The sequence below is a fragment of the Bradyrhizobium sp. genome, from assembly GCF_017881085.1.
Taxonomy (GTDB): domain Bacteria; phylum Pseudomonadota; class Alphaproteobacteria; order Rhizobiales; family Xanthobacteraceae; genus Bradyrhizobium.
Window position 1 is genome coordinate 1 of record NZ_JADGRI010000022.1, and the last position, 21,447, is coordinate 21,447.

The window sequence follows — 21,447 nt, forward strand, 5'->3', positions numbered from 1 at the left end:
GCGGTCTACGGCATCATCACCGAGCAGGACATCGGCAAGCTGTTCATCGCCGGCATCATCCCCGGCCTGCTGGCGATGACCATGTACATGATCACCATCGCGCTGATCGGCTATTTTCGGCCGGGCTTCTTGCCGAAGGGGACCTATACCAGCTGGCGCGAGCGCTTTGCCGGGCTGAAGGACATATGGGCGCCGGTGCTGCTGTTCGTGTTTGTGATCGGCGGCCTCTACGGCCTGCCGTTCCTGCCGCGCTTCACCCCGACCGAGGCCGGCGGTGTCGGCGCCACCGGCGCGTTCATCATCGGCGTGGTCACCGGCCGGCTGGACAAGGAAAAGATCCTGGCCTCGCTGCTGCAGGCGACCCGCACCGCGGCAGCCGTGTTCACGGTGCTGATTGGCGCGCTGATCTTCGGCTATTTCCTGACGGTGACGCAAACCCCGCAGAAGGTCACGGAATTCCTCACCGGCCTCGGGCTCGGCAGCTACGGCGTACTGGCCCTGATCATGGTGATGTACCTGGTGCTCGGCTGCCTGATGGATGCGATGGCGATGATCATCCTGACGGTGCCGATCATCTTCCCGGTGATCTCCCATCTCGGCTTCGACCCGATCTGGTTCGGCGTCATCATCGTGATGACGGTGGAACTCGGCCTGATCCATCCGCCGGTCGGCATGAACGTCTTCGTCATCAAGAGCGTGGTCAAGGACGTATCTTTTGCCACGATCTTCAAGGGCGTGATCCCGTTCGTGGCGACCGATCTCGTCCGGCTGGTGATCCTGATCGCCTTTCCGCTGCTAGCGACCTGGCTGCCGCAACGCATGATGCATTAGGGAGGGGCGATCCGTGGCTCCTGTGCTTAAGACAAAATATGTCTTCAGCCTCGCCATCAAGGTGGGAACGCCGATCGTCGCCGGCGATCTCGGCTACGGCGTCAGGCGGGTGATCGCGGTCCTCGGCGGCGAAGTCCGCGGGCCGGGCATGAAGGGCACGATCTTTCCCGTCGGCGCGGATTTCCAGACCATCCGCCCCAACGGCCTCACTGAACTGGAGGCCAAATACGCCTTCGAAATGGATGACGGCGCCGTCATCTACATCGAGAACATCGGCATCCGTTTCGGGCCGAAAGAGCTGCTGGACCGGATCGCCAAAGGCGAGACCGTCGATCCCGCGCTGATCTATTTCCGCTCGGTGCCCAGATTCGAAACCGGCGCGAAGAACTATCGCTGGCTGATGGAAAACCTGTTTGTCGGCGTCGGCGCCCGGCACCCCGATCGTGTCGAGCTCGACGTGCATCAGGTGTTGTGAGCGCCTCCCTCCGTCATTGCGAGCCAACTGGTATCGAAGCTCGATTGCTTCGTCGCTTGCGCTCCTCGCAATGACGGCGCACATGGCTCCAGAGCGTTATTGACTCCCCCTCCATTCGTTATAAAACATAACTATTCTGGACAGGACGTAATAGATCCCATGGGAAACGCCGCCACCGCCGCCACCGCGGACCGATCCGCGCTGCTCAAGGTCGAGCTCGCAGGCTCCGTGCTGAGCGTCGGCCTCAACCGGCCGGCCAAGCGCAACGCACTGAACGACGGCATTATCCTCGCGATCCAGGACTGCTTCTCGCACCTGCCTGACGGCGTCGGCGCCGTGGTGATCCACGGCATCGGCGATCATTTCTCGTCCGGCCTCGATCTTTCGGAACTCACCGAGCAGGATGCCACCGACGGCCTGCGGCATTCGCAGATGTGGCACCGGGTATTCGACAAGGTGCAGTATTGCCGCGTGCCTGTCATCGCCGCGCTGAAGGGCGCGGTGATCGGCGGTGGGCTGGAGCTTGCCTGCGCCGCGCATATCCGCGTCGCCGAACCGTCGGCCTATTTCGCGCTGCCGGAGGGCCAGCGCGGCATTTTCGTCGGCGGCGGCGGCTCGGTGCGGCTGCCGCGGCTGATCGGCGTCGCCAGGATGACCGACATGATGCTGACCGGGCGGGTTTATTCCGCGACCGAGGGTGCGTCCTACGGCTTTTCGCAATACCTTACCGAGGAAGGCAACGCCTATCCCAAGGCGATGGAACTCGCGGCGAAAGTGGCGAGCAACGCGCCGCTGACCAATTTCGCCGTACTGCAGGCGCTGCCGCTGATCGCGGAGGCCAATCCGCAAACCGGCCTCTTGATGGAATCGCTGATGGCGACGGTGGCGCAGAGCGACAAGGAAGCAAAGCTCCGGATCCGCGCGTTCCTCGACCGCAAGACCGCAAAGGTGAAGCCGACCTGACATGAGCGCGCAACCCACCATGTCCATGCCGAAGGCGCGCAGCGACGCGCCGCTGCGCGCGATCTCATTCAGCGATCCCGCGGTCACGATCGATCGCCGCGACGACGGCACCATCTATCTGCGGCCCAAACTTGCGCTTGGCGACTATCCGCGACGGCTCACCGACCGCCTGCACCATTGGGCGCAAGCGGCGCCGGACCGCATCTTCATGGCGGAGCGCGACGGCGGCCGCGGCTGGCGGCAAATTACCTACGGCGAATTGCTGACCTCGAGCCGGCATATCGCCTCGGGGCTATTGGCGCGCGGCCTTTCCGCCGAGAGGCCGTTGGTGATCCTTTCCGGCAATTCGATCGATCATGCCTTGATCGCGTTCGGCGCGCTCTATGCGGGAATCCCGTTCTGCCCGGTGTCGCCGGCCTATTCGCTGGTGTCGAAGGATTACGGCAAGCTTTCCTATCTGATGAAGCTTTTGACCCCCGGCCTCATCTTTGCCGACTACGCCGAAAGATTCGCCGATGCGCTGCAGGCCAACGTACCTCCAGGAATCGAGATCGCCGCCTCCTATGGCGCGCTGCCCGGCCGTTCGGTGACCATGCTCGCCGACCTCATGGCGACGCCGCTGCATGCGGGCCTCGATGCGGCGCATCAAGCCATCGGCCCCGATACGATCGCAAAGTTCCTGCTCACGTCAGGCTCGACTGGCAATCCCAAGGCCGTCATCAACACCCAGCGGATGCTCTGCGCCAACCAGGTGATGATCCGCGAGACCATGTCGTTCCTGAAGGACGAGCCGCCTGTCATCGTCGACTGGCTGCCGTGGAATCACACCTTTGGCGGCAACCACAATATCGGACTCGTGCTGTACAATGGCGGCTCGATGTATCTCGACGCCGGCAAGCCGATGCCGGGCGGCATCGAGGAGACCGTGCGCAATCTGCGCGAGGTTTCGCCGACGGTCTATTTCAACGTGCCGAAGGGCTATGAATCGCTGCTGCCTTACCTGCGGGACGACAAGGCGCTGCGCGGAAAATTCTTCGGCCGGCTGCATGCGATGTTCTTCTCGGGTGCGGCGCTCTCGCCGTTCGTCTGGGACAGCCTCGACGAACTCGGCGTGCAGGAAACCGGCTTCCGCGTGCCTGTCCTGACCGGCCTCGGCGCCACCGAAAGCGCGCCGTTCTTCATGTCGGTCAATCCGCGCACCAGCCGTTCCGGCCATATCGGGCTTCCCGTGTCAGGCAACGATGCCAAGCTGGTCCCCAACAACGGCAAGCTGGAGGTCCGCGTCAAAGGGCCGAACGTCACGCCGGGCTATTGGCGGCAGCCGGAGTTGACCGCGAAGGCCTTCGACGAAGAAGGCTTTTACAAGTTCGGCGATGCCATCAAGCCCGCCGACCCCAATGACTTCGACGCCGGTTTCGATTTCGACGGCCGCATTGCCGAGGATTTCAAATTGGCCAGCGGCACCTGGGTCAGTGTCGGCCCGCTGCGCGCGCGGTTCATCGCGGCCTGCGCGCCGCTGGTGCGCGACGTCGTCATTGCCGGCATCAACCGCGACGAGATATCGGCGATCGTCGTTCTCGATCTCGACGGCTGCCGCCTGATCAATCCGACCACTCCGCTCGATGATTTGGCGGTCACGGCGGCCGATCCCCTGATCCGCGAAGCGTTTTGCGAGCGCTTCAAGAAATTCCTGGCGACCTCGACCGGGTCGTCGACACGGATCACCCGCGCGGTGCTGCTCGATTCGCCGCTGTCGATCGACCGCGGCGAAGTCACCGACAAGGGCTCGATCAATCAGCGCGCGGTGCTGGATGCGCGCGCCGCCCTGATCGACGAGCTCTATGCGCCGACGCCGCCGGAACACGTGATAACGCTTTAGCCGAATTCGAAACAAGGTCTTACCCGAGGAGGATATCATGCAGTTGAAGGATCAGGCCGCCATCGTTACCGGAGGCGCATCGGGATTGGGCGCCGCCACCGCCCGCAGGCTAGCGGCAGCGGGGGCCAGGGTCGCGGTCTGCGACATGAACGCCAAGCTCGCCGAAAGCGTCGCCGCCGAGATCAAGGGCGTCGCCGTGGTCTGCGACGTCGCGGACGCCGCGTCCGCGGAAGCCGCCATCGCCGCCGCCGCGAAGGCCCACGGCCCGGCGCGGGTGCTGGTCAATTGCGCCGGCATCGGCGTTGCCAAACGGGTGGTCGGCCGCGACGGCCCGATGCCGCTCGCCGATTTCGAGCGGGTGATCAAGGTCAATCTGATCGGCTCCTTCAACATGCTGCGGCTGGCGGCGACTGAAATGTCGAAGCTCGCGCCGCAGTCGACCGGCGAGCGCGGCGTCATCATCTCCACCGCCTCGGTTGCGGCCTATGACGGCCAGATCGGCCAGTCCGCCTATTCGGCCTCGAAGGGCGGCATCGTCGGCATGACCCTGCCGATCGCGCGCGAACTGGCGCAATTCGGCATCCGCGTGCTGACCATCGCGCCGGGCCTGTTCCTTACTCCGCTGTTGGGCGGGCTGCCGCAGGAAGCCCAGGACTCGCTCGCCGCGGCGATCCCGTTCCCGCACCGGCTCGGTCAGCCCGACGAGTTCGCCTCATTGGCGATGCACATGATCGACAACCCCTATCTCAACGGCGAGGTGGTGCGGCTCGACGCCTCGCTGCGCATGGCGCCGAAATAAGGTCCGTCGCATGTTCGTCCACCGCCGCGACGTGCAGATCCAGTGGGGCGATTGCGACCCCGCCAACATCGTCTATTACCCGCGTTACTTCGCGATGTTCGATGACTCTACCTCGATCATGTTCGAGGCGGCCGGCTTCTCCAAGCAGGACATCATCAGGAACTACGGGCTGGTCGGCATACCGATGGTGGATACGCGGGCGAAGTTCTACATCGCCTCGACCCATGGCGACTGGATCGCCATCGAAAGCCGGGTCGAGAGCTTCAAGCGTTCGAGCTTCGAGGTGACCCACAAGGTATTCAAGGGCGAGGCGCTGGCGATCGAGGCGTTCGAGACCCGCGTGCTGGTCGGTCGTCACCCGGACGATCCGGACCGGCTGAAATCGGCGGCGGTGCCGCCGGAAATCATCGCCAGGTTCATGCAGGGCTGACCCGGCGGAGCCTCCCGCCGTGACACTATGACCTAAAGAAGGGGCTGATTTCACAATCGGATTTTGATCTAGACTGACAACAACACTTATAGGGAGGAAGCAATGAAGAGGTTTTATTTGTCCGCGGCGGTGGTCGCTGCGGCGCTCGCCTTGCCGGGTTTGCCGGCGCTGGCGCAGACCAGCGAGATCACCATCGGCATCTCGATCACGACCACGGGACCGGGGGCGGCACTCGGCATTCCCGAGCGCAATGCGCTGGAATTCGTGCCCAAGGAGATCGCCGGCGTGCCGCTGAAGGTCATCGTGCTGGACGATGGCGGCGACCCGACCACCGCCACGACCAATGCGCGGCGCTTCGTCACGGAGTCCAAGGCCGACATCATCATGGGGTCCTCCATCACCCCGCCGACGATTGCGGTGTCCAACGTCGCCAATGAGGCGGGCATTCCCCATATCGGCCTCTCGCCGTTCCCGATCACGCCGGAACGCACCAAATGGTCGGTGTCGATGCCGCAGCCGATCCCGATCATGGGCAAGGTGCTGTACGAGCACATGAAGGCGCACAACGTCAAAACCGTCGGCTATATCGGCTACTCCGACTCCTACGGCGATCTCTGGTTCAACGACTTCAAGTCGCAGGGCGTGGCGATGGGCATGACGCTGGCCGATGAAGAACGCTTTGCGCGGCCGGATACATCGGTGACCGGGCAGGTGCTGAAGCTGGTCGCCGCCAATCCCGACGCGATCCTGGTCGGCGCCTCCGGTACCGCGGCAGGCCTGCCGCAGACCGAGCTGCGCGACCGCGGCTACAAGGGCCTGATCTACCAGACCCACGGCGCCGCCAGCATGGATTTCATTCGCATCGCGGGCAAGGCCGCCGAAGGCGTGCTGATGGCGTCAGGGCCGGTGATGGATCCCGAGGATCAGCCCGACAGCGCGCTGACCAAGAAGCCGGGAATGGCGCTCGACAAGGCCTATGAGGCCAAATACGGCCCCAGCAGCCGCAGTCAGTTCGCCGGCCATTCCTATGATGCGTTCCTGGTGCTCGAACGCGTCATCCCGGTGGCGCTGAAGACGGCAAAGCCCGGCACGCCGGAATTCCGCGAGGCGATCCGCCAGGCTCTGCTCAGCGAACGCGACATTGCCGCCAGCCAGGGCGTCTACAACTTCACCGAAAAGGACCGCTACGGCCTCGACGACCGCTCGCGCATCCTCTTGACGGTGAAGGACGGGAAATACGTGCTGGTGAAGTGAGCCGGCGATCTATCGCCTGCGGTCCACTGAAACACGAAAATTGGAGCCGGCCTCTTCCGAGGGGCCGGCTTTCTCCTGCGCTTCCGAAGGAGCGGAGGCGGTTTTCCGGCACAAGCCGGACGTGGCGCTAAACATCTCGCGCCGAATTTCGTCGCTGCCGCCCGATGGCTGGTCAGAACTCAGGTAACGATATCCACACTGGAGATCTTGGCCTGTGCGGCCTCGAGCTCCTGCGCGGCTTTGACGCGCTGCTGGTCGGATTTGATCGTCGCGGTACTTGCGTTGGTCGTTTCGTCCGCGACGAGCCTGACTTCTGCCTGACTAACCACGATATGGGCCGGGTAGGTTGGGCCTATGTTGCTCATGTCCCCCTCCTGGAGTTCCTTCAGATTTGCAGCCATTCGTTCACGTATTCTTAAGAGTTTCGGTTAACGGGCGAATGAATCGGCTGAGGCATGACGGCCGGTGACTATCAAACCGCGCTTTCGCCCTCGTGGGTGAAGCCGAGATAGCTCGCCGCCACGCGGGCGTTGGCGGCGATGTCCTTGGCGGATCCGTCCAGGATGAACTCGCCGAGCTCCATCACATAGGCGCGGTCGGCGATCTGCAGCGCGGCCTGTGCGTTCTGTTCGACCAGCAGCACCGAGACGCCGGCGGCGCGCAATTCGCCGATGGTGCGGAAAATATCGGCGACGATGATCGGCGCCAAACCAAGACTGGGCTCGTCCAGCATCAACAGTTTTGGCGCGCCCATCAAGGCGCGGCCCATCGCCAGCATCTGCTGCTCGCCGCCCGACAGCGTCCCCGCCAGTTGCCGGCGCCGCTCCTTCAGCCGGGGAAACAACGCGTAGACGCGCTCGAACGATCGCGCCGCCACCGCCCGGGCGATCCGGAACGCGCCGAGCTGCAGATTGTCCTCCACGCTCATGGTGGCGAACAGCTCGCGATGTTCCGGCACCAGGCTGAGGCCGGCCGCGACGCGGTCCTCGATCTCGAGCCGCACGATATCCTCGCCTGCAAAGACGACGCGGCCCTTCAGCTGCAGGATGCCCATGATGGCGTTGAGCAGCGTGGTCTTGCCGGCGCCATTGGCGCCGATGATGGTGACGATCTCGTTGTCGCCGACCTCGAGCGATACCGAGCGGACCGCTTCCACCTTGCCATAGGCGATATGCGCGTCGGAAACGGACAGCAGCGCGCTCATGCGACCGCTCCGAGATAGGCCTTGATCACGTCGGGATTGGTCTTGATCGCCTCGGGCGTGCCTTCGGCGATCTTGGTGCCGAAGTCGAGCACCACGATGCGGTCGGCGAGATCCATCACGAAACCCATGTCGTGCTCCACCAGCAGCACCGACATGCCGCCGTCGCGCAAGCCGCGCAGCAGGGTGGCGAGCCGCTGCTTCTCCATGTGGCGTAATCCCGCGGCGGGTTCGTCGAGCAACAGCAGCATCGGGTCGACGCAGAGCGCGCGGGCGATCTCGACGATGCGCTGCTGGCCGAGCGAAAGCGAGCCGGCCAGCGCATCGATCTGGTCACCCAGCCCGACGCGCTCGATCTGCCGCGCGGCTTCGGCCAGCAATCTTGCCTCGTCGGCGCGGTCGAGCCGGAACATGCTGGCGAGCGCGCCGGAATGTCCGCGCAGATGCGCGCCGATCGCGACGTTCTCCAGCACCGTCATGTCCGGCACCAGCTTGACGTGCTGAAACGTCCTGGCGATGCCGAGTTTTGTCACCTGCTGCGGCGGCGCGTTGTCGATCTTCCTGCCGAGCACGGAGATCGTGCCGCCGGACTTGGTGAGCACGCCGGTGATCAGGTTGAAGGTGGTGCTCTTGCCGGCGCCGTTGGGGCCGATCAGCGCCACGATCTCGCGGGCCTGGACGTCGAACGAGACGTTGTTGACGGCGATCACGCCGCCGAACTGTTTGCGTGCATGGTCGATCTGCAACAGCACCGCTGATGTCGCCGCCGCGCGCGGGCGCGCCGCCAGGGCCAGCGTCGTATCGGGCCGCCTGCGGGCCGGCTTGAGCCGCAGCCGCGCCGTCAGCCACGGCCAGACCCCGGTCGGCGCCAGCTGCAGCAGCCCCACCAGCAGGATGCCGAACACGATGGTCTCGAGCTGGGCCTGACCTCCGAAGATGTACGGCAAATAGCTTTGCAATATCTCCTTGAGGATCACGACGATCGCGGCGCCCAGCACGCCGCCCCAGACATAGCCGGCGCCGCCGACCACCGCGACGAAGAGATATTCGATGCCGGCCTGCGCGCCGAACGGGGTCGGATTGGCGGCGCGCTGGAAATGCGCATAGAGCCAGCCGGACAGCCCGGCCAGCACCGCGGCATAGATGAACACCAGAAGCTTGGCGCGCGGCGTCTGCACGCCGAAGGCTTCGGCGGCGATGTGGCCGCGCCGCAGCGCGCGGATGGCGCGGCCGGTGCGGGAGTCCAGGAGATTCATGGTCAGCAGCGCCGACAACAGCACCGCGGCCCAGATCGCGAAGTAGATGCTGCCGGGATCGATCATCTTGAAGGAGCCGATCGACAGCGGCGGGATCGCGGAGATGCCGTCGTTACGGCCGAGGAATTCGAGCTTGCTGAACAGATAAAACAGGCCGAGGCCCCAGGCGATGGTGCCGAGCGGCAGGTAGTGGCCGGACAGCCGTACCGTGACGAGGCCGAGCAGTACCGCGGCGCCGCCCGAGACCAGCAGCGACAGCGGCAGCGTCAGCCACGGCGACAGGCCGTAGGCTGTCGTGAGCACCGCGGTCGTATAGGCGCCAAAACCGCAGAACGCCGCCTGACCGAACGAGGTGAGCCCGCCGACGCCGGTCAGCAACACGAGCCCCATCGCCACCAGCGCTGACAGGCCGATATTGTCCAACAGCACGATCCAGAACGGCGGCATGCCCGGGATGAACGGGATCGCCGCCATGACCAGCGCGAACAGGATGATGGGCAGCCGCTCTCGCATCGCGATCAGTCCTTCTCTTCCTCGACCGCGGGCGCCGCCAGCGACCGCAGCACCAGAACCGGAAGGATCAGCGTGAAGACGATGACCTCCTTGAAATTGCTGGCATAGAACGACGAGAACGCCTCCACCGTGCCGACCACCAACGCCGCCACCGCGGTCAGGGGATAGCTGACGAGGCCGCCGATGATCGCGGCGATAAAACCCTTCAGCCCGATCAGGAAGCCGGTGTCGTAATACAGCGTCGTGATCGGCACGATCAGGATTCCCGAAATCGCCCCGATCACGGAAGCGAGCAGGAATGCGATCTGCCCCGACAGCGTGGTGCGGATGCCGACCAGCCGCGCGCCGAGGCGATTGACGGCGGTGGCGCGCAGCGCCTTGCCATAGAGCGTCAGCCCGAAGAACAGCCAGAGACCGATGATGAAGGCGACGGTGATGCCGTAGACGGCGATGCTCTGGCCGGTGAAGCGCAGCGGCCCGAGGGTGAAGGCCGTATCCGCGATGGTCGGACCGCGCTGGCCTTCGGCGCCGAAGAACACCAGCCCAAAGCCCTGCAGCGCCAGATGGCAGCCGACCGAGGCGATCAGCAGCACCAGCACCGAGGTGTGCGCCAGCGGCTGAAACGCGATGCGATAGAGAAACAGTCCGATCGAAGCGACGATCAAGAGCGACAGCGCGATGCAGACGGCGATCGGCGGATGGCGGCCGGCGAGCCAGGCGGTGAGGGCGAGGATCGCCGTGGGCAGCACGATATTGACCGCGAAGGCGCGCCCGACCAGTTTCAGATGCAGCGATTTGCGCGCCGCGAACAGGTCGAGGCCGAACGCCACGATTCCCATCGCCACCGCCAGCCGCGCGGTGCCGGGCATCTGGCCCGACGACAGCGACGCATAGGTCAGCGCGCCATAGGTGACGAACTCGCCCTGCGGAATCAGGATCACGCGCGTGACGGCGAACACCAGCACCAGCGCGAGGCCGAGCAACGCATAGATCGCGCCATTGGTAATGCCGTCCTGCACCAGGAACAGCATGATCGTCGTGTTCAAGACCGGACGCCCCCCTCAGACACCTCGGCCCGGTCCGGGCTTTGGCAAGCCACCCGACCGTCCGATAACAGCAGTTGAAAAATGCTGCCGGTATTTGATATGGTGGATAACAATTATCAAATATAATCTCAAGGCCCGGCTGGTCCGGCTCCGGGAAACCTTCAGCCTAACCAGTTTGCGAGCATCGAGCGATGACTGTTTCCAAGACCGCCGCCGTCGATGCCGGCAAGGCCGCGCGCCCCGGCCGCAAGGAGCCCGTCGAAGCGGCAGCGGAAGGCACCGCGCTGCAGATGGGCGAATTGTCCGAACTGTTGGGCTATTCGCTCAAACGGGCGCAACTGAAGGTTTTCGACGATTTCTTGCGCTGCGTCGCGCCGCTGCAGCTGACGCCGGCGCAGTTCTCGGTGCTGTTGCTGCTCGACAAGAATCCCGGCCGCAACCAGACCGAGATCGCCAACACGCTCGGCATCCTCCGGCCGAATTTCGTGGCGATGCTCGACGGGCTGGAAAGCCGCGATCTCTGCGCGCGCATACGCTCCACCAACGATCGCCGCTCCCACATCCTGGTGCTGACGGACAAGGGCAGGGCGGTGCTGACTCGCGCGAAAAAGCTGGTCGCCTCCAAGCACGAAGCGCGTCTCAACGAGTTGCTCGGCCCCGCCAACCGCGCCGCGCTCCTGGACATGCTGGCGACGATCGCACGGGAGTTTTGACACTCCGTCATTCCGGGGCGCGCGTTAGCGCGAACCCGGAACCTCGAGATTCCGGGTCTGGTCCTTCGGACCATCCGGGAATGACGGTCTAACCGTCCACCAAAATCACCCTGACGTCGTTGACGTTGGTCAGCGTCGGACCCGTCAGCAGCAGATCCCCGGTGGCCGCGAAGAACGCGGTGGCGTCGTTGTTGTCGAGATAGGCTTTTGCGTCGAGGTCGAGCGCCTTCATCTTCGCAAACGTGCTTTCGTCGATCAGCGCGCCGGCGGGATCGTCCGCGCTGCCGGCGCCGCCGTCGGCGCCGTCGGTATCGGCCGCCAGCGCCGAAATGCCTTGGGTGTCCCTGAGCAGGCCGGCCAGCGCCAGCGCGTATTCCTGGTTGGGGCCGCCGCGCCCGTTGCCGCGCACAGTGACCGTGAGTTCGCCGCCCGACAGGATCGCTACCCGCCTGCCGCGTGCGCGCGCATCAAGCGCCAGCCGGGCGTGATCGGCGGCGACGTTGCGCGCTTCGCCTTCGAGGTCGGCACCGAGATCGACGATGTCGTAGCCGGCATCCTTCGCCAGTTTAATCGCCGCCTCGAGCGAGGCCTTCGGCCGCGCGATCAGTTCGAACTGCGCGCGTGCGAAGGCGGGATCACCGGGCTTGCAGCTTTCATTTGCGGGGTCGTCGAGCGCGCGGCGGACGGCCTCGTCGACCTCAAGGCCGTATTTCGTGACCAGCGCGCGCGCGTCCGCCAGCGTGGTCGGATCCGGCACCGTCGGCCCCGAGGCGATCGCGGACGGATCGTCGTGCGGAACATCCGAGATCGCCAGCGTCACGATGTCGGCGCGCTGCCCCGCGCGTGCCAGCCTTCCGCCCTTGATCCGCGACAGATGCTTGCGGACGGTGTTGACCTCGCCGATCGGCGCGCCCGAGCGCAACAGCGCCCGCGTCACCTGCTGCTTCTGTGCGAAGCTTACGCCGTCGACCGGAGCGATCCAGTTGGCGGAGCCGCCGCCCGACAACAGCACCAGCAGCAGATCGTCGGCGCCGGCGCCCGCGGCGAGATGCAGGCTCTCCTCCGCGCCCTTCAATCCGGCCTCGTCGGGCACGGGATGGCCGGCTTCGATCACCTTGATCCGCCGTGTCGGCACGCCATGGCCGTGGCGGGTGGTCGCCACTCCCGAGAGCCGCGAGGGGTCGAGGCCGAGTTCGTCGAGATAGTGCCGCTCTGCCGCCGCCGCCATGGCGGCCGCGGCCTTGCCGGCGGCGAGACAGATCACGCGGCCCTTCGGCAGGGGGCGCAGATGCGGCGACAGCACGAAGTCGGGATGCGCGGCGGCTACCGCAGCGTCGAAGATCGTGCGCAGGAGAGGGCGTCTGTCGGTCATTGCTCAGGGGATTTCAAGTGGCGACATGCAACGGCGGTTATCCATCCGATTGCGGCAAAAGAAAACCCCCGCAGGCTGCTGCGGGGGCATTTGTGCGAGGGCCGATCGAACGGGGGTGAGGCGTCAGCCCCCGGCGTCCGCACTGATGACGTCGCCGAACAATTCCCACTTCTCGCCCTTGAACCTCTCCAGCTGAAGCTGGCTGACCGGGGCGAAGTCGGTCGGTGAGGTGTTGATCTTGATGCCGGGCAGCAGGACTTCGGTGCGGAAATCCTTGAGGCTGGCGGCCTGCTTCATGACGTTCTCGCGGGTAAGATAGTCGCCGCACTGCTTCAGCACCTGAACCAGGGTCTGTGCGACGCCGTAACCCACGAGCGTCCCGCTATCGAGCTTGTCGCCATCCGGAAAATCCTTGGTCATGAAGTCGAGGAACGTCTTCATGGCGGCATCGTTGGCCCACTGCGGGTCGGTAACATCCTTCAGATACGCCGCGGAAATGATCTCCTGGGCATTCTGGTAACCGGCCGGTTTGATGACGCTGCCGATCGAATTGGAAACATTGTTGAGGAAATGCAGCGGCTTCCACTCGATCTCGGCGATCTTCTTGATCGCCTGTGCCGCGAATTTCGGCGTGGTGATATTGACGAACACGTCGGCGCCGGTCGATTTGAGCTTGACGATATGGGAATCGATGGTGGGCTCCGTGGTCTCGTAGCTTTCCTCGGCAATGATCATGGTGGCGGCCTTGGCGCCCAGACCGTCCTTGAGGCCTTTCAGATAGTCCTTGCCATAGTCGTCGTTCTGATAGAGCACGGCGATCTTGGCGTCCGGCTTGTTCTTCAGCAGGTACTTCGCATAGATCTGGGTTTCGCTCTGGTAGTTGGGCTGCCAGCCCATGGTCCAGGGGAAGTTATTGGGATCGTTCCACTTGGTGGCGCCGGTGGCGACGAACAGTTGCGGCACCTTCTTCGAATTCATGTATTTGTGGATAGCCGAGTTCGACGGCGTGCCCAGCGAATTGAAAATCAGCAGCACTTCGTCGCTCTCGACCAGCTTGCGCGCCTGCTCGACCGCCTTGGGCGGGCTATAGGCGTCGTCATAGCTGATGAAATTGATCTTGCGGCCGTTGATGCCGCCTTCGGCATTGATCTTCTTGAAGTAGGCGGCTTCGGTCCTGCCGATGATGCCATAGGCGGAGGCGGGGCCGCTGTAGGGCATGATGTTGCCGATCTTGATTTCGGTGTCGGTGGCGCCGGTATCGTATTTCTTTTGAGCGAGCGCGCCGCTGCTCGACGCTGCGAGCACGACGAACGCAGCCGAAGCAATTGCTACTCTGCTGGTGGCAACAGGCATTCCGGATCTCCCTTGGATGTTTGTGCGTACGCCCTGTTCTTGGTTAAGATTTTTTGCGGCGCAGAAACAATTGAATACCATTTGGGGGCGGCCTTCAAGAACAAGCCCCCGCGACAATGCCGCAGGGACTGCTTCTTTAGTAGTCAGTCGGCCGGTTGGCCGATACCTCAGCCGCCGACGTCGCCGTTCAGGATCTCGCCGAACAACACCCAGCTTTTGCCCGTGAACCTCTCCAGTTGCACCTGCGAAATCGGGGCAAAATCGGTGGCGCTGGTGTTGACCTTGATGCCCGGCAACAGGCCGCCGAGTTCGAGGTCCTTGATGCTGGCGGCCTGCTTCATGACGTTCTCGCGCGTCAGGTCGTCGCCGCAGGCCTTCAGCACGTGCACGAGGCCCTGCGCGACCGTATAGCCATACATGACCGAGGCATCGACCCTGTTGCCTTCGGGGAAGTACTTGGTGAGGAACTCGTCGAATGCCTTCATCCCGGCATCATTTTTCCACTGCGGATCGGAGGTATCCTTGAGGTAGGCTGACGAGATGATGTCCTGGCTGGCGGCAAAGCCGGCCGGCATGATCACGCTGCCGATAGAGGCCGAGACGTTGTTGAGAAAGTGCAGCGGCTTCCATTCGATCTCGGCATTTTTCTTGATCGCCTGAGCGGCAAATTTCGGCGTCGTGATGTTCATGAACACGTCGGCGCCGGTCGATTTGAGCTTGACGATATGGGAGTCGATGGTCGGCTCGGAAACTTCGTAGCTTTCCTCCATGACGATCATCGAAGCCGCCTTGGCGCCCAGCCCGTCCTTCAGCCCCTTGAGGTAGTCCTTGCCGTAATCGTCATTCTGGTAGAGCACGGCGATCCTGGCGTCTGGCTTGTTCTTCAGGATGTATTTCGCATAGATCTGCGTTTCGCTCTGGTAATTAGGCTGCCAGCCCATGGTCCAGGGAAATTCCTTCGGGTCGTTCCACTTGGTGGCGCCGGTGGCGACGAACAGCTGCGGCACTTTCTTGCTGTTCATGTATTTCTGGATCGCCGAGTTCGGTGGCGTCCCCAGCGGATTGAAGATGAACAGCACCTCGTCGCTTTCCACCAGCTTGCGTGCCTGCTCGACCGTCTTTGGCGGGCTATAGCCGTCGTCATAGCTGATGAAAGTGATCTTGCGGCCGTTGATGCCGCCCTCGGCGTTGATCTTGTTGAAGTAGGCCTGTTCGGTCTTGCCGATCACGCCGTAGGCGGAAGCGGGTCCGCTATAGGGCATGATGTTGCCGATCTTGATTTCGGTGTCGGTGGCACCGGTGTCGTATTTCTTTTGGGCAAGGGCGCCGCTGCTTGTCAAAGCAGCTATCGCGAGGGCAGCCGAAACGGCCCCGAATCGCCAATGGATAGCAGGCATTTGGACCTCCTTGGTCTGGTTGAATGTGTCGATTTTTTTGATTGGGAGCGCTTTTCGGCTCCTGCTGTGCATTGAATACCCTCTGCGGGCACCCAGCAAGAAAAAGCCCCCTGCGACCGATGTCGCAGGGGGCGTTATTTAGTCGAACGGAGAGGGATCACGGGGCCGTGAGAGAAGTCTCCGCAGAGACCTCTTAGTTGCTGATCTCGCCCGAGATGATGTCGCCGAACAGTTCCCACTTCTCGCCCTTGAACCGCATCATCTGCAGCTGATCAATCGGCGCGAAATCGGCCTCCGAGGTATTGATCCTGACGCCCGGCAGCAGGGTGTCGGGCGTGAAATCCTTCAGGCCGGCCGCCTGCTTCATCACGTTGGCGCGGGTCAGGTCATCGCCGCACATCTCGATTACCTTGGCCATGGTCTGGGCCGCGCCGTAGCCGTACACCACCGAGCCGTCGAGCTTGTTGCCGTCGGGATAGTACTTCTCCAGGAAGGCGAAGAATTTCTTCATGCCGGGATCGTTGTCCCACTGCGAGTCCGCGCCGTCCTTGGCGTAGGCGGCCGAAAGGATGCCCTGGCTGTTCTCGAAGCCTGCCGGCTTGATCACGCCGCCAACCGAGGCCGAGACGTTGACGACGAGATGCATCGGCTGCCACTGGATCTCGGCGAGCTTCTTGATGGCCTGCGCCGCGAATTTCGGCGTCGTGACGCTGAAAAACACATCGGCGCCCGTCGCCTTCAGCTTGACAATGTGGTTGTCGATCGAAGGTTCGGAGGTTTCGTAACTTTCCTCGGCCACGATCATCGACGCCTTGGCCCCTAACCCGTCCTTCAGGCCCTTGAGGTAGTCCTTGCCGAAATCGTCGTTCTGGTAGAGCACCGCAATCTTGCCGTCCGGCTTCTCCTTCATCAGGTACTTGGCGTAAATCCGCGCCTCGCTCTGATAGCTGGGCTGCCAGCCTATGGTCCACGGGAAGTTCTTCGGGTCGTTCCATTTGGTGGCGCCGGTGGCGACGAACAGCTGCGGGATCTTCTTGGCGTTCAGATATTTCTGAATCGCCGAATTCGACGGCGTGCCCAGCGGATTGAACACGACCAGCACTTCGTCGCTCTCGACCAGCTTGCGCGCCTGCTCGACCGCCTTGGGCGGGCTGTAGCCATCGTCGTAGCTGATAAAATTGATCTTGCGGCCGTTGATGCCGCCTTCGGCGTTGATCTTGTTGAAGTAGGCCTGTTCGGTCTTGCCGATCACGCCGTAGGCGGAGGCCGGACCGCTATAGGGCATGATGTTGCCGATCTTGATTTCGGTGTCGGTGGCACCGGTGTCGTATTTCTTTTGGGCGAGTGCACCGCCGGAGGTTGCCGCGAAAGCGATGACCGCCGTCGAGAACGCGGCGATTCGTAGTTTTTGTCTAGAAAGCATGAAGTCTCCTTGGTTCAGTTTTTCTTGAGTTTGCCGACCAGTTGCTGGGCAACGATGGCGACCTGCCGTGCGCCGTGCGGCACCAGGAAGATGACGAGGAACAGGAGCACGCCGAACACGGCGCCGGAGAGGCCCTTCGAAATCCCCTCCGCGATGTTCGGCACGAAGATGATGAAGGCCGAGCCCACGATCGATCCGGGCAGCCAGCCGACGCCGCCGACCACCATGCCGAGAAACAGCGAGATCGCTAGCGTGATGGTGTAGCTGTCGGGCGCCACGAACTGCACCGCGATGGCGCCCAGACCGCCGGCGACGCCCGTGATGCCCGCCGAGACGCCGAACGCCAGCGTCTTGTACAGCGCGACGTCGACGCCCATCGCGGAGGCCGCGATTTCGTTGTCGCGGATCGCCATGAAGGCACGCCCCGAGCGCGACCTCAGGAGGTTGACCGAGAAGATGTAGATCGCGATCGTGACGGCGAGGGTGAAATAATACAGCCACATGTCCTGCGACATCGGCAGGCCGAACGGCGCATCGGGCTTGGTCACGACCAGGCCCTGCACGCCGCCGGTCCAGTGCTCGAAATAGCCGAGTTTCAGAAGCTGCGGCATCGCGGTCGCCAGTGCGAAGGTCGCCAGCGCCAGATAGACGCCGGACAGGCGCAGCGCGGGCTGGCCGAACAGAAATCCAAAGGCGAAGCAGATAACGCCGGCGATCGGCAGCGTCAGCGCGTAGTTCACGCCTGCATGTTCCATCAGGATCGCCGAGGTGTAGGCGCCGACGGCGTAGAAGGCGCTCTGGCCCAGCGAGAACTGCCCGCTGCCGCCGGTCAGGATGTTGAGCGCCAGCACGGCGAGCCCATAGATCAGCAGCATGGTCAGCTGGAAGACGATGAAATTCTTGACCAGCAGCGGCACGATCAGGAACAGCGCCAGCATGACCAGCGACGTGCCGTAGCCGAGCGTCATGGCCCGCTTGGGAACCGCCTCGACGGCCGGGGCTTCGGTGACGACTTCATCAACTGCGCTCATGATCAGACTCGCTTCACGATGGGCCGGCCAAACAGCCCGGCCGGTTTGACGACCAGGACGGTGATAATCAGCGCAAGTGCGATCGGCAGTTTCAGTTCGTTGCCGACGCCGGGGATGTAGGTTCCGGCGAGATTTTCGAAGATGCCGACCAGGAAGCCGCCGATAACGGCGCCGAACGGGCTGGTCAGGCCGCCGAGCACGGCGGCGGCAAATCCGTAGATCAGGACGCCGCCCATCATGTTCGGCTCCAGGAATACCACCGGTGCGATCAGCATGCCGGCGATCGAGCCGATCGCCGCGGCCATGCCCCAGCCGAGCGCGATCATCCACGAGGTGTTGATGCCGACCAGCCGCGCCGATTCAGGCACCGAGGCGGCCGCGCGCATCGCAAGCCCGATCCGTGTGAACTGGAAGAAGAAGTACAGTGCGATCAAGAGCAGCACGGTGACGCCGATCATGCCGGCCTGATGGGTCGAGATCAGCTGGCTGCCGAGAAACGGGTGCGATCCGAACGGCGTCGGGTATTGCTTGATGGTGAAATCCCAGATCAGGCCGGCGACGCTGTTGATGATCGCGAACAGCGCGATGAAGCCGGCGACGTTGGTCAGGATCGGGGCTTTCGCGAGCGGCTTGAACAGCAGCCTTTCGATCGCGATGCCGCCGGCGAAGGAGAAGGCCAGGGTGAGGATGAAGGCGCCCCAGTAGGGGATGCCCCACTGCATCAGTTGCCAGGAGATGAAGGTCGAGAACATCGCCATCTCGCCTTGCGCGAAATTGAGATGGTCGATCGCCTGGTAGATCATGACCACGGCGAGCGCCATGCAGGCATAGATAGCGCCGGTGGCGATGCCGGCCAGGATTTGATTGGTGAAAAGCTCCATGGCCGCGCTCCTCAGTAGCCCAGATAGGATTTACGGACGTCTTCGTTGTTCGCGATTTCTTTGGCACTGCCCGCCATCACGATGCGTCCGGTTTCGATCACATAGGCCTGGTCGGCGAGTTCCAGCGCCAGCTGCGCGTTCTGCTCGACCACCAGAATGGTGACCTTGTCCTCGCGGTTGATCTTGCCGAGGATCTTGAACAGGTCGCGCACGATCAACGGCGCCAGGCCGAACGACGGCTCGTCGAGCAGCATCAGCCGCGGACGCAGCATCAGCGCGCGGGCGACCGCCAGCATCTGCTGTTCGCCGCCCGAGAGCGTGCCGGCCTGCTGGGTATAGCGTTGCTTCAGCACCGGGAAGTGGTCGTACATGCGCTCGATGTCGGAAACGATGTTGGCCCTGTCCTTTCGGGTGATCGCGCCGAGCTGGAGGTTTTCCTCCACCGTCAGGGTCGTGAAGGTGCCGCGGCCCTGCGGGACATGGGCGATGCCGAGGCGGACGATGTTCTCGGTCGAGCGGCCGGCGAGCGGCGCGCCCTCGAACTCGATCGAGCCGGTCGAGCGCACCATGTTGCAGATCGCGCGCAGCGTCGTGGTCTTGCCGGCGCCGTTGGCGCCGAGCAGCGTTGTCATGCTGCCCTCGTTGAGTTCGAAAGTGAGACCGTGCAGCGCCTGGACCTGGCCGTAATAGGAGCGCAAATCCCTGACATTGAGCATCGCCGTCATTGGTCCTTGCTCCCCAGATAGGCTTTGATGACGTCGGGGTCGGACTGCACCTGGGCCGGCGTTCCCTCGGCGAGCTTGCGGCCGAAATTCAGCGCGACCACATGGTCGGCGATCGACATCACCAGCCCCATGTGATGCTCGACCAGGAGCACGGTGACGTTGCGGTCGTCACGGATGCGGCGAATCAGGTTGCCGAGTACGTGGACTTCCTCATGGTTGAGGCCGCCGGCGGGCTCGTCGAGCAACAGGATCTTCGGATCGGCGGCGAGCGCGCGGGCCAGCTCGACGCGCTTCTGGGTGCCGAACGGCAGGCCGGAAACCGTGACATGGGCGACGTCGTCGAGGTCGAGATAGCTGACGATCTCGTGGACACGCTTGTTGAGTTCGGCCTCGCCGCGGCGGACCCAGGGCAGCTTCAGGGAATCGCTGATGATGTCGCTGTTGGTGCGGGCGTGGGTGCCGACCCGGACGTTGTCGAGCACCGAAAGATTGGGAAAGAGTGCGACGTTCTGGAAGGTGCGGCCGATGCCGATTTCGGCGATCCGGTGCGGCGGGCGCGTCAGGATGCTCTGTCCCTCCATCAGGATGTCGCCGCCGCTCGGCTGATAGAGCCGGGAGAGGCAGTTGAACAGCGTGGTCTTGCCGGCGCCGTTCGGTCCGATCAGGCCGAGGATCTGGCCCTGCTGCATGTCGAAGGACACGCCATTCAGCGCGATGATGCCGCCGAACACGACGCTGACGTCGCGAACCGCAAGCAGGGGATCTTTTCCCTGCGCGAGTTGTGCCTGCGTCATTTTGCTGCGCCCGAACCCGTTGGGCCGCACCGGCCGCGCGAAGTCGTTCGCCGGCCGCAACGATGAAGGCTACCTGATCCCCTCGACCACACGTGCAACTTTCCCTCCTGCTTTCAGCTTTTTGCTTTCTTCTTTTTTTGAGTGCGGCGCCGTCCCGCCAAGCGCCGCCTCGACGTTCCTTACCATCGCCACGAGACGAGGTCCAATATCGTTGCGCAGCCGATCTTCCGTGAAGCGGAAAGCCGGTGCGCCGCAGTTGAACGCATAAGGACCGGTTCCGTCATTAAGCTTTAGGGCTACGCCGACCGCATGGATGTCGTCGTGCCATTCGCCCGCCGAGATTGCAAAACCGTGTTTGGCGACGGTTTCGCCGGCGCGTTCGATGCCCTCACGCATCCGCGGCCATCGACTGCCGTAATGTTCGCGCAGCTCGCGCAGCAATGCGGCACGCTCTTCGGCCGGCAGCGCCCAGATATAGGCCCGCCCCATCGCGGTAGTTGCGATCGGCACCCGCGAGCCGACGTCCAGTTGAACGCCGAGCGTCATGCCGCGGCTCTGGCCAAAATAGATCATGCTGGTGCGGTCGCGGCCGCCGACCGCCACCGCGCCGCCGGTCGCGCGCATCACTTCCTCGCGAAACGGTTCGGACAAATGCCGAACGCCGAGGTTCGCGAGCGCGGCATAGCCGAGCGCCATCGCCGACGGCGCCAGCTGATACTTCTCGAACCGCGGAACCGGTGTAAGGTAGCCCAGCTTGGTCAAGGTGTAGGTCAGTCGCGAAACCGTCGGTTTTGGCAAGTTGGTACGGGCCGCGATCTCCTGATTGCCAAGCAGCCCGTCATTGGGCTGGAATGCGCGCAACACATCGAGGCCGCGGGAAAGCGCGACGACGAAGCTCCGATCGGTCGCCACCTTCTTGCCTGGACGTTTCATGGCCTGTTGCTGTGCGGTTCGCGTTGACAAGGCACGTGCTTCAAAATAACCCTCCGTGTCAAGGTGTGGAATTAAATTCCGCTGTGCGAAATAGCCGGTAAACGCAAGCCAGGAACAAATTCGAGAACAACGCCAAGAATAATGCAACGCGAACGCGGTATGTGAAGAACGCGGTATC

The 21,447-nt window shown here is 63.4% G+C and carries 21 protein-coding genes; 8 read left to right on the forward strand and 13 right to left on the reverse strand.

The annotated features are described in order from the left end of the window. From QZ213_RS03820 to QZ213_RS03850, 7 genes are all read left to right on the forward strand, one after another. On the forward strand, positions 1–831 hold an 831-nt coding region (locus QZ213_RS03820; protein WP_291684725.1), incomplete at its 5' end, for a TRAP transporter large permease subunit. A 13-nt stretch (positions 832–844) separates the two neighbouring features. Further along, positions 845–1,306: a DUF3237 domain-containing protein gene (locus QZ213_RS03825; RefSeq protein ID WP_291684726.1), complete on the forward strand. Its 462-nt coding sequence runs from the start codon at positions 845–847 to the stop codon at positions 1,304–1,306. A 159-nt stretch (positions 1,307–1,465) separates the two neighbouring features. Then, on the forward strand, positions 1,466–2,269 hold the full coding sequence (locus tag QZ213_RS03830; RefSeq protein WP_291684727.1) for a crotonase/enoyl-CoA hydratase family protein: 804 nt from the start codon (positions 1,466–1,468) through the stop codon (positions 2,267–2,269). A 1-nt stretch (position 2,270) separates the two neighbouring features. Then, the gene (locus QZ213_RS03835; protein ID WP_291684728.1) at positions 2,271–4,148 is read left to right on the forward strand and encodes a feruloyl-CoA synthase; all 1,878 of its coding nucleotides are present in this window, start codon (positions 2,271–2,273) and stop codon (positions 4,146–4,148) included. 37 nt (positions 4,149–4,185) lie between these two features. Next, on the forward strand, positions 4,186–4,947 hold the full coding sequence (locus QZ213_RS03840; protein WP_291684729.1) for an SDR family NAD(P)-dependent oxidoreductase: 762 nt from the start codon (positions 4,186–4,188) through the stop codon (positions 4,945–4,947). Between the two features lie 10 nt (positions 4,948–4,957). Further along, the gene (locus tag QZ213_RS03845) at positions 4,958–5,377 is read left to right on the forward strand and encodes a thioesterase family protein (RefSeq protein WP_291684730.1); all 420 of its coding nucleotides are present in this window, start codon (positions 4,958–4,960) and stop codon (positions 5,375–5,377) included. Positions 5,378–5,479: 102 nt separating this feature from the next. After that, positions 5,480–6,631, forward strand: a complete 1,152-nt coding sequence (locus tag QZ213_RS03850; protein WP_291684731.1) for an ABC transporter substrate-binding protein — start codon at positions 5,480–5,482, stop codon at positions 6,629–6,631. Positions 6,632–6,810: 179 nt separating this feature from the next. Here QZ213_RS03850 and QZ213_RS03855 read toward each other — a convergent pair whose 3' ends face one another. The 4 genes from QZ213_RS03855 to QZ213_RS03870 form a co-directional block, all read right to left on the reverse strand. Then, complete coding sequence (locus tag QZ213_RS03855; RefSeq protein ID WP_291684732.1) at positions 6,811–6,996, reverse strand: hypothetical protein; 186 nt, start codon at positions 6,994–6,996, stop codon at positions 6,811–6,813. A gap of 107 nt (positions 6,997–7,103) precedes the next feature. Next, positions 7,104–7,835, reverse strand: a complete 732-nt coding sequence (locus tag QZ213_RS03860; protein ID WP_291684733.1) for an ABC transporter ATP-binding protein — start codon at positions 7,833–7,835, stop codon at positions 7,104–7,106. Then, positions 7,832–9,601, reverse strand: coding sequence for a branched-chain amino acid ABC transporter ATP-binding protein/permease (locus QZ213_RS03865; protein ID WP_291684734.1), 1,770 nt, complete (start codon positions 9,599–9,601; stop codon positions 7,832–7,834). Before QZ213_RS03865 ends, QZ213_RS03860 begins: the two co-directional genes overlap by 4 nt. Positions 9,602–9,606: 5 nt before the next feature. Beyond that, on the reverse strand, positions 9,607–10,647 hold the full coding sequence (locus QZ213_RS03870) for a branched-chain amino acid ABC transporter permease (protein ID WP_291684735.1): 1,041 nt from the start codon (positions 10,645–10,647) through the stop codon (positions 9,607–9,609). Positions 10,648–10,838: 191 nt separating this feature from the next. On the opposite strand from QZ213_RS03870, the gene QZ213_RS03875 reads away from it, so the two are divergent. Beyond that, positions 10,839–11,360, forward strand: a complete 522-nt coding sequence (locus tag QZ213_RS03875; protein WP_291684736.1) for a MarR family transcriptional regulator — start codon at positions 10,839–10,841, stop codon at positions 11,358–11,360. An 88-nt stretch (positions 11,361–11,448) separates the two neighbouring features. Here QZ213_RS03875 and QZ213_RS03880 read toward each other — a convergent pair whose 3' ends face one another. The 9 genes from QZ213_RS03880 to QZ213_RS03920 all read right to left on the reverse strand — a co-directional run bounded on the left by QZ213_RS03880 (position 11,449) and on the right by QZ213_RS03920 (position 21,269). Next, positions 11,449–12,732: a glycerate kinase gene (locus QZ213_RS03880; protein WP_291684737.1), complete on the reverse strand. Its 1,284-nt coding sequence runs from the start codon at positions 12,730–12,732 to the stop codon at positions 11,449–11,451. 123 nt (positions 12,733–12,855) lie between these two features. Continuing rightward, positions 12,856–14,085, reverse strand: a complete 1,230-nt coding sequence (locus tag QZ213_RS03885; RefSeq protein ID WP_291684738.1) for an ABC transporter substrate-binding protein — start codon at positions 14,083–14,085, stop codon at positions 12,856–12,858. 167 nt (positions 14,086–14,252) lie between these two features. Beyond that, positions 14,253–15,482 (reverse strand): ABC transporter substrate-binding protein, encoded by a 1,230-nt coding sequence (locus QZ213_RS03890; RefSeq protein ID WP_291684739.1) that lies wholly within the window; start codon positions 15,480–15,482, stop codon positions 14,253–14,255. Positions 15,483–15,675: 193 nt separating this feature from the next. Beyond that, on the reverse strand, positions 15,676–16,905 hold the full coding sequence (locus tag QZ213_RS03895; RefSeq protein ID WP_291684740.1) for an ABC transporter substrate-binding protein: 1,230 nt from the start codon (positions 16,903–16,905) through the stop codon (positions 15,676–15,678). 14 nt (positions 16,906–16,919) lie between these two features. Next, positions 16,920–17,936, reverse strand: coding sequence for a branched-chain amino acid ABC transporter permease (locus tag QZ213_RS03900; RefSeq protein ID WP_291684741.1), 1,017 nt, complete (start codon positions 17,934–17,936; stop codon positions 16,920–16,922). A gap of 2 nt (positions 17,937–17,938) precedes the next feature. Further along, positions 17,939–18,817 carry a branched-chain amino acid ABC transporter permease gene (locus QZ213_RS03905; protein ID WP_291684742.1) on the reverse strand — a complete coding sequence of 293 codons (879 nt, stop codon included), beginning with the start codon at positions 18,815–18,817 and terminating at the stop codon, positions 17,939–17,941. Between the two features lie 11 nt (positions 18,818–18,828). Further along, positions 18,829–19,542 (reverse strand): ABC transporter ATP-binding protein, encoded by a 714-nt coding sequence (locus tag QZ213_RS03910; RefSeq protein ID WP_291684743.1) that lies wholly within the window; start codon positions 19,540–19,542, stop codon positions 18,829–18,831. After that, positions 19,539–20,336 carry an ABC transporter ATP-binding protein gene (locus QZ213_RS03915; RefSeq protein ID WP_291684744.1) on the reverse strand — a complete coding sequence of 266 codons (798 nt, stop codon included), beginning with the start codon at positions 20,334–20,336 and terminating at the stop codon, positions 19,539–19,541. Before QZ213_RS03915 ends, QZ213_RS03910 begins: the two co-directional genes overlap by 4 nt. Before the next feature lie 69 nt (positions 20,337–20,405). Next, entirely contained in the window at positions 20,406–21,269 is an 864-nt protein-coding gene (locus QZ213_RS03920) for an IclR family transcriptional regulator (protein WP_291684750.1), read from the reverse strand. Between the last annotated feature and the right edge of the window lie 178 nt (positions 21,270–21,447).